This is a genomic window from Burkholderia sp. MSMB1498 (assembly GCF_001526245.1).
In the GTDB taxonomy this organism is placed as follows: domain Bacteria; phylum Pseudomonadota; class Gammaproteobacteria; order Burkholderiales; family Burkholderiaceae; genus Burkholderia; species Burkholderia savannae.
In genome coordinates this window covers 62,874-78,657 of sequence record NZ_LOYJ01000124.1, presented here as the reverse complement: position 1 = coordinate 78,657, position 15,784 = coordinate 62,874, and the positions used below count along the sequence as shown (strand labels likewise).

The following is a 15,784-nucleotide window of genomic DNA, read 5'->3' as shown; positions in this document are numbered from 1 at the left end:
ACTCAGGTTCGATCGTTGTTATCAATGAATAACGTGCAGCTCGTAGCGCGCGTCGGCGCGATCGCGCTCGGCTTCTCGCGTGCAGAGGAACGCGTCCCAGCCGAGCCGCGCGCCCGCGCCGAGGATGCTCGCGCCGACTTCCGTGCGGCGCAGCACGAGCGACACCTCGTATTCGAGCGTCACGCCGGCGAGCAGCGTCAGCATCCGCTCGAGCGCGACCGCGCGCTCCTCGCCGGGCAGGAACGCTTCGTAGTCGCGTTTCGACAGCGGGCCGACGACGAGCCGCGCGCGCATGTCGCGCTGCCACACGCGTTCGCCGACGAGCGCCGTCGCGCCGAGCGTCACGTTCACGTCGCCGAGCACGCTCAACTGATCGTGCGGCACGTCGTACCACTTGCCGACGAACTGCTCGATGCGGATCGGCACGCGGAAATACTCGGACAGCGTGCGCTGCAGATACGCGGCCGACACGGGCCGATGCCGCGCGGCGAGCGCATAGCCCGCGATCGCCTCGTCGAGCAGCGCGCCGCGGCCTTCCTGCACGGTCGAGCGCGCATCGTCGTTCGCGACGCCCGCGAGCGCGAGCAGCAGCGGCAAATAGCGCTCGTCGCGGTCGAGCTCGTAATGCAGCGGCAGCCGGTATTTCTTCCAGGCCGCATAGAACAACGCGGTCGCGCGGTTCGAGAAGACGTCGAAGAACGCACGCGCCGCGTGATCGCGCTTCAACTGCTCGCGCGCGATGATCTGCTCGGTGTAATGCAGCGGCAGCGCGCCCTGGCCGCCCAGCAGCCCGAAGAACGCCGGCGTGAGCTCGACGCGCGACAGCGCGCCCGCCGCGAGCGCCGCGTTGCGCTGCGCATCGTCCTTCAGCGCGTCGCCCGCTTCGTCGTACGACTGCGCGCGCTCGATCTCGCTTGGCGGAAAACCGAGCGACAGCGTGTTTCGAAAACCGATCCGGCGCGCGACGATCTCGCCCGGCCGGCTCGCCGCATGGCGCTGCGGATCGCGCTTCGCGAACCAGGTCTCGAGCAGCCGCACCGCCTGAAAAAACTCGAAGCGATGCGGCTCGTCGAGCAGCCGCTCGACTACGCCAGGATCGATTCGCCGCTGCGCGGTTCGCATCGCATGATCTCCTCGCCGGTGCGCTTCGACACGACGATCAGTTGAACAAAGCTGTTGAGGTGCACGTACAGCCCGAAGAATGCATCGATCATCCGCACGAACGTCGCGAGGCTCGAGCCGACGAAATGCTCGTCGTCGATCGTGAGCCGAATCTCGACGCCGCGCACGAACGTCGCGAACGGCTTGCCGGGCAGCCACTGCACGGCGCTCTTCTGCTCAATGCCGACGATCCCGTCGATGTGGCGCGTCGACACCGCGGATCGCCTCAGATCGTACAGCACGAGCACTTCCTTCAACGCGGCGAGCCCTTCGTCGGCGAGCGACACGTGATTGAGCGCCAGATGCGACACGAGACGCCAGTGCGCGGCGCGGCCGCGCTCGAAGCGCGCGCTCGGCGTGGGCCGTCGCAGCAGCGCGACCGGGCCCGGCTGCTCGCCGCCGTCGATGAAGAGATCGCCGCCGTCGAGCCCCGTCGCGAGCGAGGCCGGCAAGTCGCGGTTCGTGCAGGTGAGCTCGAGGCTCAGCGTGTCGGTCTGCGGCGCGCCGGGCTCGAAATCGATGTCGACGACCGAAATCTCGGTCTCATAGCCGGGGCTCTTGCGCGCGACGCCGTCGTTGCGGCGCGCGAACCAGTAGTGGCCGGCCTGCGCGGCCTCGCCGTGATGCAGCGAATAGAACGGCCGGAATTCGACAACCGTTTCGCGATCCGCGCGCTGCCGCACGAGATGCACGGAATCGATCGAATACACCTCATACGCGAACGCGCGGCGCGCATCGCCGATCACCGGATACGACACCGCCTGATGGCTGATCCGGATCGGCTCTCCGTGCTGCCGGAACAGGTTGACGACCGGCGTGCAAAACAGCCGCAAGTGGCTCGCGGTCAGCAGATCGAGCAGCCGCGCGACATGCGAATCGCTGCGCACGTCGCGCAGCACGACATGCAGCGTCAGTTGCCGGCAACCGCCCGCGCGGCGCGTCAGCGCGCCCAGGTCGAAGTCGACGAAATTGAATTTGTCCGGGAATGCGAAGTATTCGGTCAGCAGACGATACGCCGGATGCGAACGTGCCGGATAGTCGATCAGCGCGTCGGCCTCGTCGAAACCCGCGTGCTCGTACGGCGCCTTGTCGAGCGCAATCCAGCGGCCGCTGCGCTCGGGCTCGACGTAGAACGCGAGCGCGTGCGCGAACAGGCAATCGGCAAGCGCGGCGACGAACGACTGCTCGCCGTGCAGATGCGCGCGCAGCGTGCCGAGCTTCAGCGCGGCGAGATCGAGCTGCGGCGACGTCGATTCGAACGCAATCGAGATCACGCCCGTCGCGTTGCCGGGCAGCAGCGTCGTGACGGGCGCCGCGGCGATCGATCCGTAGCGCGCGTCGGCGAGCCTGATCGGCGCAAGCGTTACGTCGTACGCGGTGCGAAAGCGGCATTGCACGCCGCGAATCGCGCGGCTCCTCAGCTCGGTGCCGCGCTCGACGACATGCGGCCCGGCCAGTTCGGCGAACGACTGCGGCGCACCGAACTGCGCGATCGAGCACGACGGGAACGGCCGCAGATAATGCGGATAGAGGACTTCGACGAGCGCTTCGGTGAATTCGGGATACTCATCGTCGAGCTTCTTGTTGATCCGCGCGCCGAGGAGCGCGAACGATTCGATCATCCGCTCGACGTGCGGGTCCTCGCAATGCTCGCCCGTCTGCGACAGGTGCGCGGCGATCTTCGGGTACCGGTTCGCGAATTCGAGCGAATAGCGCCGCAGAAACGACAGTTCGCGCTCGTAATACGGCAACAACTCTTCCATCGACGATCCCCGAAACCTGACGCCCTCTTGCCGGGCGTCTCACTGCCGCGCGGCGCCCGGCGGCTCACGCGACACGGCTCAAACCTTGGCGGCGCGCGAACGCGTCACCGAATATTGCAACGTCGACGGCTGCAGCATCGCATCGAAGGTCACCGGCTCCTCGGCGGGATGCACGACGAGCAGCGCCTGGATCGCGAAGTAGAGCGCGTTCGTCGACTGCTCGTTCAGCTCGAACGTCACCGACACCTGCTGCAGCCTCGGCTCGTGCCGCGTGATCGCCTGCTGAATCGACTTGCAGATGAACGTGCGGTCGTAGTGGCTCGCGAGGCTCAGGCCGGCGAAATCGTTCAGCCCGTAGGTCAACACCGAACGCTGGCATTCCGGCAGCGCGGCGAGGTCTTCTTCGGTCAGCGCGATGCGCGTGTTGAGGATCGCCTCGACGTCGCGCGCGACCGTGTTCTTCAGTTCTTCCAGCGACAATTGCCGCATTGCGGCGGGTGCCGGCACATGCGGTTCGTCGTCGAACAGCTTGTCGAGGAAGCTCGGTTCGAAGCGTTTCATCGGGCTCCACGCAAAACGAGAACGGGGCACGCGCCGTGCCCCGTTCCCGCATCGAACTTAGACCGCGTAGGTCTTGTCGTTCTTCGTGAGGCTCCAGGCGCCCTGCGTGTTGCCGCCCTGGTTGCCGCCGATCTTCTGCTGGGTCTGCTTCCACTGCACCGCCGCATACTTCAGCGAGAAGGTCTCGATCGGCAGGCCCTCGTTATGCACGCTCGGCGCGATGCTCGAGATGATCACGTACTTCAGCTTGATCTCGAGATACTTCACGCGCTCGCCTTCGCCGTCCGCGCGCAGAAAATCGATCGTCACTTCGTCGAACGTCGTGCCGCCCGACGCGTGCTGATACAGCAGCGGGCTCGACGAATCGATTTCCTTCGTGAACACCATGTCGCCGTGCTCGCAGCGCGTCGACGTGTGGCCGCCCGCGGTCGAAGCGGTTGCCGAACGCGGCTGAACGATCGAGTGATCCCAGGATTTCAGTTCGATCCAGCCGGCGTGGTCCTTGTCCGCGGACTCGCCCTTGATGGCCGGATTACCGAACTTCAGATGCATGTGTAACATGGTCTTTCGACTCCCCAAAGAGGTGGTTTTAACGTCCTACCCAGGCGGCCCGCCCGGGCGATCTCAGCTCGCTTATGAATTTGCCGGTTTGGGCAAGTCAGCGACAAGGCGCAGAGAAATCGACAATTCGTCGAGCTGGAAGTGCGGACGCAGAAACGCGACCGAACGATACGCACCCGGCTTGCCCGGAATCTCTGACACTTGTACGGAGGCTTCGCGCAGCGGGAACTGCGCCTTCTGTTCCTGGGTCGCGTCGTCGTCGAGCAACACGTACTGCGAGATCCAGCGATTGAGGAACGTCTCGACGTTCTGCGCGGACGCGAAGCTGCCGATCTTGTCGCGCATCATCGCCTTCAGATAATGCGCGATGCGCGATACCGAGAAGATGTACTGCAGCTGAGCGGACAGGACGGCGTTCGCATTGGCGCTGTCGGTGCTGTATTTCTTTGGTTTCTGCACCGACTGCGCGGCGAAGAACGCGGCGTAATCGGAATTCTTGCAATGCACGAGCGGGATGAAGCCGAGGTCGCTCAGCTCCTTCTCGCGGCGGTCGGTGATCGCGATTTCGGTCGGGCACTTGAGCGCGATTTCGCCATCGTCCGTCTTGAACGTATGCGTCGGCAGATCCTCGACCAGGCCGCCGCCCTCGACGCCGCGAATCGCCGCGCACCAGCCGAAGTCGTCGAACGCGGCCGTCAGGCGCGCCGCGAACGCCCAGGAGGCGTTGCACCACAGGTACTTGTCGTGATCGGTGCCGTCGACGTCCTCGACGAAGTTGAAGCTCTCCGCGATCGCGCCGTCCTTCGGATTGAACGGCAGGCGGCCGAGGAAACGCGGCAGCGTGAGGCCGACGTAGCGCGAATCCTCGGAATCGCGGAACGACTTCCACTTCGCGTACTCGACGGTGTCGAACACCTTGCCGAGATCGCGCGGCTTGCCGAGATCCGCGAACGACTCGAGGCCGAGCAGCTCGGGCGCCGCCGACGCGACGAACGGCGCGTGCGCGGCCGCCGCGACGTGCGACATCTGCTCGATGAAATACTGGTCTTCCGGCTGGCGCGAGATCTCGTAGTCGCCCACCAGCACGCCGAACGGCGAGCCGCCGAACGTGCCGAACTCTTCTTCGTACACCTTCTTGAAGAGCGCGCTCTGATCGAACTCGGTCGCGTTCTTGAAGTCGCGCACGAGATCGCGCTTCGGCGCGTGCAGTGCCTTGATCTTGATCGTCGAGCCGGTGTTGCTTTCCTTCACCAGATAATCGAGCCCGCGCCACGTGCTCTCGAGACGCTGGAACTCGGCCGCATGCATCACGGCCGAGAGCTGCGACGAGATCAGGCGGTCGAGCTCCGCGACGCGCGCGTCGATCGTCGCCGACAGGTTGTCCGATACGACCACCGTGCCGTCGAGCACCTGATTGACGAGCTCGCCGATCAGGTCCTTCGCGCGCGCATGCTCGGATTCGGATTTCGCAACCTTGCTCTTCTCGACGATCTCGTCGAGCAGCGTGGATTCCGTGCCGGCTTGAGCGCCGGTCGATTGGGCCGCAGCCGTTTGCTGGTTCATATCGCCACCCCGTTACTCATTCGCCCTGCTTATCGCCGCCGTCCGCGCTCTTCTTCAGCGCTTCGAGCTGCTGCGTGTTCGACAGCACCTCGCTCAGCAGATCTTCGAGCTTGTCGTTGCCGGCGAGCTTGTTGCGCAAGTCGGCGAGCTTCGAGCGCGCCTCGAGCAGGCGGCGCAGCGGCTCGACCTGCCCGACGACCTCGTCCGGATTGAAATCGTTGATCGATCGAAACTTCAGATCGACCGCGAACTTGCCGCCCGCGTCGCTCAGGCGGTTCTCCACCTGGAACGTCGCGCGCGGCTCGATCGCCTTCATCACGTCGTCGAAGTTGTCGCGGTCGATGTTGACGAACTTGCGATCGCGCAGCTTCGGCTGCTCGACTTCCGACTGCCCGGCCAGATCGCCGACGACCCCGACGACGAACGGCAGTTCCTTGATCTCGATCGCGTCGCCCCGTTCGACTTCGTACGTCAGTTGGACGCGGGGCGGCCGCACTTTCTGCAAGCGCTTTTGAATGCTTTCTTTCTTCGCCATCGACGGCTCCCGTTTGGTGTGTGGATCGAGCGCGGCGGCTTAACGCAGCGCGCTGAACGGATCGCCGCCCGCCGCCTTGGCGGGCGCCGACGTGGTGGCAGGAGGCGCGACGGGCGCGGCGGGGGCGGCGGGCGCCGTGGGCGCTGCCGCCGTCGCGTTCTCGACCGGCGCGGCCTCGTGCACGGGCTTCGCGCGGCGCACGATACGGCGCTTTTTCACGACGGGCTTCGTCAGCTGCTGCTCGGGCGGGAACAGCGCGGCCTCGCCGAGCGTATCGCGCAACTGCTTCGCGAGCGCTTGCGCGTCCGACTTCGCGTCGCCCGCGAGCGACGAATCCTGACGCAGCTCGCCGAGCGATTCGGTCGCGATGCGCAGGCCCGCAACGGCGAGCACGCTCTTCGCCTGACGGTCGGTCTTGTCGCGCTGCAACGCTTCCTGTGCGGCGACGATCGCCTGACCGTAGTGACCCTGCTGGAACTGGATCTGCGCGATCCGCGACCACGGCTCTTCGCGCGTCGGATCGGATTTCGCGAGTTGCTGGTAGAGACCGATCGCGCGGTCCTGATCGCCTGCCTTCGCCACCGCGTCGGCATCCGCCAACGACTTGTTGAACGCTTCGGCCGTCGGCGGCGTCGGCTGCGACGCGCAACCGGCGATGATGCCGCAGGCCAACACTACCCCAGAAAATTTTGCGAAGAGACGGTCTTTCATCGTTTATATCCCCGGCGCGGGAGTTTTAAATCGTTGAGAATTCGTGATTTTGCTTTGCTACAAGCGCGCGGGTATAGTACCGATCAATTTTTCATAATTCAATGTTCGCGTGAAGGGCGGCCGTTTTAAAAGCCGCGCAGCGCGCCGCCCGACACGGCCGCGCACGCTCGGGGAATCGCACGTGTACCGCTTCCAATGCAATTATTGCCGCAAAGCAATTCTATTTTGCCCATTCAGTGGAAAATTTTTCCGAATGTCGCGGCATTGATCGCGATCCGTCGGGCATTTGAAGAGGCAGAATTTTTGTGCCGCCAAATCGGCAAAGCAACTGATAGTTTTGACAGGGAACGAAGGGCGCCGCGCCCGGAAAAATCGATGAATCCGCTTGTGACTCGTTACGCGCTGCCGCTCGCCGCCTGCATCCTGCTCGGCGGCTGCGCGGCCGCCGTGCCGCTCCTCGGCTCGGCGGGCAGCGCCGCGCTGCAGATGGTGGGCGTCGGCAAGCCCGACGTGCCCGATTCGCAGAAGCCGCCGCGCAATCTCGGCCTGACGCTCTACGCGGCGCCGAACCTCAACGCCGCGAACGACAGCCGCCCGCTCGCGCTCGTCGTGCGCCTCTACGCGCTGAAAGATCCGACGTCGTTCCAGCAGGCGCCGTTCGACAGCTTCACCGATCCGGCGAAGGAAAAGACCGCGCTCGGCGCCGATCTGCTGAGCGTGCGCGAAATCACGCTGATTCCCGGACAGCGCTATAACGCGACCGAAAAGGTGTCGCGCGAAGCGCAGGCGTTCGGCGTCGTCGCACTCTTTCGCGACCCGGCGCTGCAGCGCTGGAAGCTGACTTTCGATCCTGCGAAATCCGAGAAATCCGGCATAATCATCGGCCTGCACAACTGCGCGATGACCGTGACGGGCGGCACCGTCATTCCTTCGCAGCAAGGCATGCCGACCGAGCGGCTCGACTTGCTCTCGTCGGTGAACTGCGGGTGAAATTCGAGATGACATTTAAAAGTCATTTGACAAAGATTAACGATTCGCTCGCCGAATGCGGCGCGAATTAACCGACCAACGGCCCAATCACATTTAAGCGGATTTGACATGAGTTATTCGGCCAAGGTGCTCTGGGGGGAAGGCCTCTTTCTGAGGCCGCAGCACTTTCAGCGGCAGGACGCGTATCACGAGGCGCGCCTCTTCGAATCGATTCAGGCGATCCAGCCGTACAACTGGGGCGCGCGTTCGGTGCGATTCGATCGCGACGCGCTCGGCAGCAACGTACTGCGCGCAAGCGAACTGTCGCTCGTGTTCCCGGACGGCGCGCTCTACTCGGCGCCGCAAGCCGACGAGCTGCCGCCGCCCATCGCGCTCGACACGCTACCCGAGGGCATCAACGAATTCACGTTCTACCTGGCGCTGCACCCGCTGCGCGAGACGGGCTCGAACTACGCGGAGAGCCGCGACGCGGGCTTCGTGTCGCGCTTCGTCAGCGATCGCGCGAGCGTCGCAGACCACTTCACCGATGCAGCCGAAGCCGACATCACGTTCCTGAAGACCAACGTCAAGCTGATTGCGCACAGCGAGCCGCGCGATCAGTTGCTGTCGATTCCGCTCGTGCGCGTGCGCCGCACCGCGACGTCCGGCTTCGAGATCGACGACAGCTTCGTGCCGCCGTGCCTCGCGATCGAGGCGTCGCCGATCCTGCATCAGCGCCTGCGCCAACTGATCGACGCGCTGCAGGCGAAGGTGAACGCGCTGTACGGCTTTCATCGCGAGCCGACGAAGAACATCATCGAATTCCGCTCGGGCGACATCGCCTCGTTCTGGCTGCTGCACACGGCGAGCGCCGCGTTCGCCGCGCTCGCGCACCTGCATCAGCATTCGGCGCTGCATCCGGAGCGGCTGTTCCAGGAGCTGTTGCGCCTCGCCGGCCAACTGATGACGTTTTCGAAGGGCTACGTGCTCGCCGATCTGCCCGCCTATCGGCACGACGATCCGGGCCCCGGCTTCGCGCGCCTCGACACGATCCTGCGCGACCTGCTCGAAACCGTGATCTCGACGCGCTACTTCGCGATCACGCTCGAGGAAGTGCGGCCGTCGTTCCACGTCGGGCGGCTCGATTCCGGCAAGATCGACGACAAGACCGCGTTCTATCTCGCGGTGTCGGCCGACATGCCGTCGGTCGAGCTCGTCGAGGCCGTGCCCGCGCGCTTCAAGGTGGGCGCGCCGGACGACGTCGACAAGCTCGTGCTGTCCGCGATGCCGGGCGTGCGCCTTTCGTACACGCCGCAGGTGCCGCCCGCGATTCCCGTGCGCCCGGGCGCATGCTATTTCGCACTCGATGCGCGCAGCCCGCTCTATGAGCGGATGCTGCAGGCCCAGTCGGCGATGATCTACGCGCCGTCCGGAATCAACGATCTCAAATTTGAACTGATCGCCGTCACGTCATGAGCTACGCGCCCTCCCTCTTCGGCGGCAACACGCCGCCTCCCGCGCCGCAAACGGTGTCGTCGACCGACGCCGGCTTCCAGGCGCGCTCGCTCCTCGATCTGCTGTACGACGGCTTCTTCATGCTGTTCTTGCTGAAGAACGGCCGCGAGCCCGGCAACGCGTCGGAGTTCGGCACGCGCATCCAGGAATTCCTCGGCGATTTCGAGCGCGGCGCGAAGAAGCTCAACATCGCCGCCGACGACGTGTATGCGGCGAAGTTCGCGTTTTGCGCGGCGATCGACGAATCGGTGTTGTCGTCGCAGTTCAAGATCCGCGCGGACTGGGAACGCCGGCCGCTTCAGCTCGTGCTGTTCGGCGAGCAGCTCGCGGGAGAGAAGTTCTATCAGTACCTCGAAGAATGTCGTGCGCAGGGCGCGGCGCGGCTGCAATCGCTCGAGGTGTTCCACATGTGCCTGCTGCTCGGGTTTCAGGGCAAGTACCTGCTCGAAGGACCGGAGAAGCTCGCGTATCTGACCGCGCGGCTCGGCGACGAAATCGCGAACATGAAGGGCAAGCGCGCGCCGTTCGCGCCGCATTGGCCGCTGCCGGACCAGATCTCGCATCGGCTCAAGCGCGAGGTGCCGCTGTGGGCGATCGGAGCGGTGTTCACGCTCGTCGGATTGCTCGCGTTCGTCGGGCTCAATACGTACCTGAAGGGCAGCACGGTGCGAGCGCTCGCGCCTTATTCGCAGGTCATCAAGGTCGGGCCGGAGTCCGCTAATTTGACGATTTCGTTGCCTTGATCGTGGGGAGCCCGGGGGATGCCGGGCTTTTCATTCTGTCGACGCAAGTTCTCGACCATCGATACTGAACGCGTCTTCGAAAGCAACCGCTACCACCAAGGCTCGTACTCCGTGAATCGCCGTTCGACGCGCGCTAACGTGTCGTCGTCTATGATTGAACGATAGCTCGCAGTCGACACTACCCCGACGGCATCGAGCCTCTCCACTACCCGCCGAATCCCCGATTTTCCAGAAGCCGCATGGGGCCGCACGCATAAAGTATCCGCCCATGTCCTTGACGGCGGCCTCGGCTCACGCTTGCTCGGCGATCAGGCTCTGGCGTACGGCGGCTATGCGTGCCCGCTCGACGGCGACATGCTCTCGAGCGTCGGCCAGGCACTGACGCTCGACGAATACGTTTCGCCGGGACATGTTCTCGTGTCGCCCGGCGGCGTGGTCGGCATCGTCGACGAAGCGCTCGCCGCGCTCGGGCTCAAGCGAAATGCGATCGCGCCGACGGCGCACTTTGCCGCGCTGCCCTTTCTGCTCAAAGGACCGCGGACCTTCGCGACCATTCCGGCGCATGCCGCGGCGGCAATCGCGGCCGTGACGGGGCTTCGGCTCGTTGCGAGTCCGGTGAGTCTTTCCTAATATCCGATCGAATTGGATTGGCGGAACAGTTCGATGCGAAACGCGGCGGTCGCGAAAGTACGTGCGGCGGTCACGGAGTGCTTTTTGCACTTCCTGCTGTGTTGAACTGCGCTTCGCTCCGTCCAACACCACCGGAGTCCCAAGCATCGACGCATCAAGCGACATGCATGATGCCGCAACCTCGAGCGGACACCATTAATCCGACAATTATTGGAAATCAAAAGACTCGACGGCAAACGCTTGATCGCACGTCCGGGACAGCCTGCCGGATACGTCGCTGCCTGGCTCGAGTCGCAGGAACCAGCCGTGTATTATAATCCGCCAACATTTTCAACCGCTGGCGTCCGGCAACGAGGCCCGCTCGCCTAGCTCAGAAATACGGGGACCACGTGGTTTTTAGCTCGGCAATATTTCTCTACGTGTTTCTGCCCATCACGCTGGGGCTCTATTGGGCACTGACATACCGGCTTCGCAACATCTGGCTGCTGATTGCAAGCCTGACTTTTTACGCATGGGGCGAGCCAAAATATCTGCTGTTGATGGCGGCATCCATCATCTTCAACTGGATCATCGGCCTCCTTATCGCCCGCGCTAGTTCACGCAAGCTACAGTTCGTGATATTGACATTCGGCGTCACGATCAATCTTCTCGCACTCATCTACTATAAGTATGCATTCTTTTTAACAAGCAATTTAGATAGCCTAATCAATTTCCTACTCGGAAAGCATACCAGCATCGTCGAAACCGTATTGCCCATCGGCATTTCTTTTTTCACCTTTCACTCGATTTCATACATTGTAGACATATATCGGAAGGAAGCAGACGCGCTACGCAACCCTCTTGACATGGGGCTTTATATCTCCCTATTTCCTCAACTGGTTGCCGGGCCGATCATTCGCTATCACGATATAGCCGAGCAGATTTTGCATCGACGCAACACACTCGAGCGCTTCAGTTCGGGAGTCGAGCGTTTCGCGTTCGGACTGGGCAAAAAGGTATTGATCGCAAACGTCCTGGGGCAGGCTGCGGACAGCATCTTCGCCCTTCCGCCGGAGGGCATCTCAACGCCCATGGCATGGTTCGGCATCGTCTGCTACACGCTTCAGATCTACTTTGATTTTTCAGGATATTCCGATATGGCAATCGGGCTCGCCCGAATGTTCGGATTCGAACTCACCGAGAACTTCAATTACCCCTATATCTCAACCTCGGTACGAGAATTCTGGCGCCGGTGGCATATCTCGCTATCCACGTGGTTTCGCGACTACCTTTACATCCCGCTTGGCGGTAACCGCACATCTCCATTGCGCATGCGAATCAATTTGTTCACGGTTTTTCTGCTGTGCGGGCTGTGGCATGGAGCAAGCTGGAACTTTGTCTTCTGGGGCGCGTTCCACGGATCATTGCTTGTGCTGGAACGCACCCGAATCGGTAAATGGCTGGATGCGATGCCGAAATTTGTCGGCTGGATTTACACGATCATGATGGTAATGATTGGCTGGGTGTTCTTTCGGGCGGACAGTTTCTCTTACGCATGCTCTTACGTGGCCGCCATGTTCGGATTTACCAAAGCCAGTTGGTTCACTCCGCAAATTGGCTTCTATTTGAATGCACAGGTTTTTGCAACCATCGCCCTGGGTGCCATCCTGTCGACTCCGCTTGCAATTTCGCTTGCGAGAGATTGGCGCGAACGAAGATTTCCTTCGCATTCGAATGAACCGCTGCCGGCGAACATTCTGGCGTTATCGGCATTCGCACAGAATCCGAATTACGTTTACATTCGCTTGATCGCGGTGCTTGCTATATTGACGATCTGCGCCGCCGAGATGGCCGCCGGAACGTATAACCCGTTCATCTATTTCCGCTTTTGACTTGAGTATGCGCCGCAAGAGACTGGTCAATCTGATCATGGCCGCCGCCTTCGTAGCGGCCATTTCCGTCCCGTTCGTTACCATGTGGTTCAGCGACGGAAAGAACTCGGAGGAACGGAGGCTAGCGACGTTTCCTTCCATGGAGTTCAGCACTCACGGGCTTGAAAGCTTCCCCAAAGACCTCGACGCATACGTTAATGATCGCTTCGGGTTCCGAAATGTCTTCCTCAGCCTGCACAGCTACTTGATGTATAAGGTGTTCCATCTGTCTGGAACACAGCAGGTGATCGCCGGCCACGGCGACTGGCTTTTTATCTCCGACGTGGGAAGCCGCCCGGATATCGAGCGTACGGCTCGATTTTCGGGCACTGAGCTCCGTGATTGGAAGCTGGCTCTTGAGCAGCGTTACACGTGGCTCAAAGATCAAGGTATCGGCTATCGCTTCATGGTCGGCCCTGACAAGAACACGATCTATCCGGAATACCTGCCACGACAGGTGCAAGGGAAAGGGCCGTCCAGACTGCAAGAACTCGAAGGCTATCTTGGAGAGACACCTTATTTCATCAATCCAAGCCAGTCACTGATTGCCCACAAATCGGATGGAAACCCAGATCTCTTCTTCCATACCGATACCCATTGGACCCCGTACGGCGCTTATATTGGATACCGTGATCTCATGCAGTCCATCGGATCACCCCATCCCTATGCGTACGAAAACACGACTTTTATGACTGTGGCGCCCTCGGCTCAATCGGACATTGGAAGCACGGATATGTCGCGAATGATCCGGATTCCTGTCGTGGAAACGACGTATCAGCCGAAGAAGCTCCTTTCGCCCGAATGCACGATCCATCGCCAAGCTCAATGGCCGTTGGGCTTCTCGATGCCGAACTATCCGACGAGCCTTTTCGCGACAACCTGCCCCGGCAAAAGTGGAACTGTGCTGGTATTCAGAGATTCGTACTTCAACTCCGTCATTCCGTATTTTTCGCAGAATTATGGACGAGTCGTGTACGCATGGACCATACCGAACTCCGACATCCTCGCAAAAATGGTGGCTCAGGAAAAACCTGAACTCGTCATTGAAGAACGCGTCGAGCGATCGATGTACGCAGTCCCCAAGCCCGACTTATACGAAACGATCGACAGAATTCATCACGACCGAAAGTTCACCACCACGGAAAGGGATACACATCGCCGAAGCAACGAATTCCTCGGAGCCGACGTCCGCGTCGTCTCGAATGGAGGATCGATCAAATTCCTGGCCGGGGGCCGAATGCTAGCGTCGGCTTCCGGCACTCAAGGGGCCGGCGGCAACATTGACGCCGTGACCACAACGGCAACAGGCATCACATACTCCGGCTGGGCGGCACTTCGAGACGGTGGGCTAGCCGCCGAGTTCATCGTCGCCACCTCGGGAAATCGCGTCATCAACGTCGCACCCTCACAGCAGTTCGAGCGCCGCGACGTCGCCACTCACTACGATTCCGACTTGCTTCTGCGATCGGGCTTTTCCTTCGAGATTCCTAATGACTTTACGCATCCCCAGGTCCGTCTCTATGCAGTGAATGGTAATAAGGCTGCGCCCATCGGCATGCCGATCAATTGAAACGATCGCTCGTTCAAAACTCGGGCGACATTCGAAGTCTTGATTGCCGCTCATTTCTTGATTTCATTGACGACTGCTATCGGAGATTTTGCTTCCCCCGATCTCATTGAACCTCGCATTGCGGTACTTGGCGTCGGTAAGAGGTCCAGCTTTCGTTCCGAATCGGGGGTATGCCATACGCGCAAATTGCGAAACCATCCCCCCTGACCTGCCCGCTTCATTAGGGCCAACGGTCTTCTAGTAAAGCTCCTTTACCAGCCCCTGGAACACGGCAGGAGCATCCGCTGCCCGATGCTTCGCCGCAAACGCCGCAGGCGAAAGGTAATTCGGTGCGTTCCTCGTTGTAGTCCAGGCGTCATGCCGCGATGACCGTCGCGAGCATGCGCGAGGCTCGTGAACCAGTGCTTGTTTAGGCATTCATCGCGGAACTTGCCATTGAACGATTCGATGTACGCATTCTGCGTCGGCTTGCCAGCTTGAATCAATTTCAACGTCACGCCGTTGGGTAGGCCCATTGGGCGAGCGCACGGCTCGTAAACTCGGGTCCCAGGCTCGTTCGCAGCGCTTTGGGATAGCCTCGGAAACGCACTGCACTGCCCAGCACTCGAGCGATATACAAGCCCGAGATGCCGTCGTCCACGACGATATCGACAGCCTCCTTTATGAAATCGTCGACGATGGTCAAACACTTCACACGCCACCCGTTCGAAGTGCGTCCATCACGAAATCGATTGGCCCAACCTCGTTGGATCTATTCGGCAAAGCCGGCTGCGCGCGTTCAATCATCACGCCGTGGCGCAGGCGACGACGCCGCACGGCCAGTCCCGCTTCACGGTATAGGCGGCAATGCACGCGCTTGTGGTTCGCGTGGATGCCCTCGCACTCCACCAGAATGTGTAATCGCCGATAATTGATGCACAAGCGCTGGCGCAAGACGGACTTCGGCACGCCGTCGAGCATCAGCGTATGCGCCTCGGAAGGTGAAGCTCGGCGGCAAGCACTCGCGCGACAAAGCCGGCCGCGTGAAGTACGAGGCGAAGTTTCGGAAGCTGCGCACGGCGCGGTATCTGTGCATCGACGTAGACGACGCGGGGCTCGCGATCGGCTTCGACGAGCGACTGTCGCGCATCGCGCGTGTCCGCCAGGAAGGCCAGAAAACGCCCGCCGAGCCGGGCGGCCCGCTCGCGCAGCATCCGGGTCGCGTCGTGCTTGGTCTCGCCGACGCCGATCGCGAGTTCGTGCGCAATCGGCCGTTACGCTCCGTGAACCGCTGAACCGTTTAACCGCTCGCATCGGCCACTGGTTGAGAAACCGGAATTAAGGGCGCACGGTTACGGTCTGTAACCTTGCTTGCATTCAGCCGACCGTGATTTCGATTCCATCGCCGCCGACTCGCGTTATTCATATGGCGTTACGCCCCTGAATTCCACTTCAGGGAGTCGGGATTGTTTGCTCTGCCTGGTCCATAGTCTGACAGGGAAGACGAGGGCGATTCCGAACCGTCGGGAGATATCCGATTTCTGTTCGTCCTGCGTCCACCAAACCTTCGTCTGTTGAATTATCGAGGACTACAGGTTGCAAGGCACCGGCGG

The 15,784-nt window shown here is 61.7% G+C and carries 13 protein-coding genes and 2 pseudogenes; 7 read left to right on the top strand and 8 right to left on the bottom strand.

Annotated elements, in window-relative coordinates; all coding sequences use genetic code 11:
* Positions 1 to 21 precede the first annotated feature (21 nt).
* The 7 genes from tssG to WS91_RS29310 all read right to left on the bottom strand — a co-directional run bounded on the left by tssG (position 22) and on the right by WS91_RS29310 (position 6,855).
* Positions 22 to 1,122, bottom strand: a complete 1,101-nt coding sequence (tssG, locus tag WS91_RS29340) for a type VI secretion system baseplate subunit TssG (protein WP_059671519.1) — start codon at positions 1,120 to 1,122, stop codon at positions 22 to 24.
* Positions 1,086 to 2,924, bottom strand: a complete 1,839-nt coding sequence (gene tssF / locus WS91_RS29335; protein ID WP_059581637.1) for a type VI secretion system baseplate subunit TssF — start codon at positions 2,922 to 2,924, stop codon at positions 1,086 to 1,088. Before tssF ends, tssG begins: the two co-directional genes overlap by 37 nt.
* A gap of 78 nt (positions 2,925 to 3,002) precedes the next feature.
* Entirely contained in the window at positions 3,003 to 3,485 is a 483-nt protein-coding gene (tssE, locus tag WS91_RS29330) for a type VI secretion system baseplate subunit TssE (protein WP_059642470.1), read from the bottom strand.
* Between the two features lie 57 nt (positions 3,486 to 3,542).
* Complete coding sequence (locus WS91_RS29325) at positions 3,543 to 4,046, bottom strand: Hcp family type VI secretion system effector (protein WP_038746378.1); 504 nt, start codon at positions 4,044 to 4,046, stop codon at positions 3,543 to 3,545.
* A 72-nt stretch (positions 4,047 to 4,118) separates the two neighbouring features.
* Positions 4,119 to 5,609, bottom strand: coding sequence for a type VI secretion system contractile sheath large subunit (tssC, locus tag WS91_RS29320; protein ID WP_038746376.1), 1,491 nt, complete (start codon positions 5,607 to 5,609; stop codon positions 4,119 to 4,121).
* 16 nt (positions 5,610 to 5,625) lie between these two features.
* On the bottom strand, positions 5,626 to 6,144 hold the full coding sequence (gene tssB, locus WS91_RS29315; protein ID WP_038746373.1) for a type VI secretion system contractile sheath small subunit: 519 nt from the start codon (positions 6,142 to 6,144) through the stop codon (positions 5,626 to 5,628).
* Between the two features lie 39 nt (positions 6,145 to 6,183).
* Positions 6,184 to 6,855, bottom strand: a complete 672-nt coding sequence (locus WS91_RS29310) for a tetratricopeptide repeat protein (protein WP_052145047.1) — start codon at positions 6,853 to 6,855, stop codon at positions 6,184 to 6,186.
* A 375-nt stretch (positions 6,856 to 7,230) separates the two neighbouring features.
* Between WS91_RS29310 and tssJ the strand changes: the two genes are divergently transcribed.
* The 6 genes from tssJ to WS91_RS29280 all read left to right on the top strand — a co-directional run bounded on the left by tssJ (position 7,231) and on the right by WS91_RS29280 (position 14,192).
* Positions 7,231 to 7,845: a type VI secretion system lipoprotein TssJ gene (gene tssJ / locus WS91_RS29305; protein ID WP_038746367.1), complete on the top strand. Its 615-nt coding sequence runs from the start codon at positions 7,231 to 7,233 to the stop codon at positions 7,843 to 7,845.
* A 108-nt stretch (positions 7,846 to 7,953) separates the two neighbouring features.
* Positions 7,954 to 9,300, top strand: coding sequence for a type VI secretion system baseplate subunit TssK (tssK, locus tag WS91_RS29300; RefSeq protein ID WP_059671518.1), 1,347 nt, complete (start codon positions 7,954 to 7,956; stop codon positions 9,298 to 9,300).
* Positions 9,297 to 10,082, top strand: coding sequence for a DotU family type IV/VI secretion system protein (locus tag WS91_RS29295; protein ID WP_038746362.1), 786 nt, complete (start codon positions 9,297 to 9,299; stop codon positions 10,080 to 10,082). Before tssK ends, WS91_RS29295 begins: the two co-directional genes overlap by 4 nt.
* A gap of 297 nt (positions 10,083 to 10,379) precedes the next feature.
* A complete protein-coding gene (locus WS91_RS37015) occupies positions 10,380 to 10,712 on the top strand; it encodes a hypothetical protein (RefSeq protein ID WP_059581644.1) in 333 nt (110 codons plus the stop codon).
* A gap of 419 nt (positions 10,713 to 11,131) precedes the next feature.
* Complete coding sequence (locus WS91_RS29285) at positions 11,132 to 12,583, top strand: MBOAT family O-acyltransferase (protein ID WP_197419428.1); 1,452 nt, start codon at positions 11,132 to 11,134, stop codon at positions 12,581 to 12,583.
* Between the two features lie 7 nt (positions 12,584 to 12,590).
* The gene (locus WS91_RS29280) at positions 12,591 to 14,192 is read left to right on the top strand and encodes an alginate O-acetyltransferase AlgX-related protein (protein ID WP_156432552.1); all 1,602 of its coding nucleotides are present in this window, start codon (positions 12,591 to 12,593) and stop codon (positions 14,190 to 14,192) included.
* A gap of 237 nt (positions 14,193 to 14,429) precedes the next feature.
* Here WS91_RS29280 and WS91_RS29275 read toward each other — a convergent pair.
* A pseudogene (locus tag WS91_RS29275) lies at positions 14,430 to 15,050 on the bottom strand (integrase core domain-containing protein); the annotation flags it as partial.
* Positions 15,051 to 15,148: 98 nt separating this feature from the next.
* Here WS91_RS29275 and WS91_RS29270 point away from each other — a divergent pair.
* Positions 15,149 to 15,466: pseudogene (locus WS91_RS29270) on the top strand (phage virion morphogenesis protein); the annotation flags it as partial.
* Positions 15,467 to 15,784: the final 318 nt, after the last annotated feature.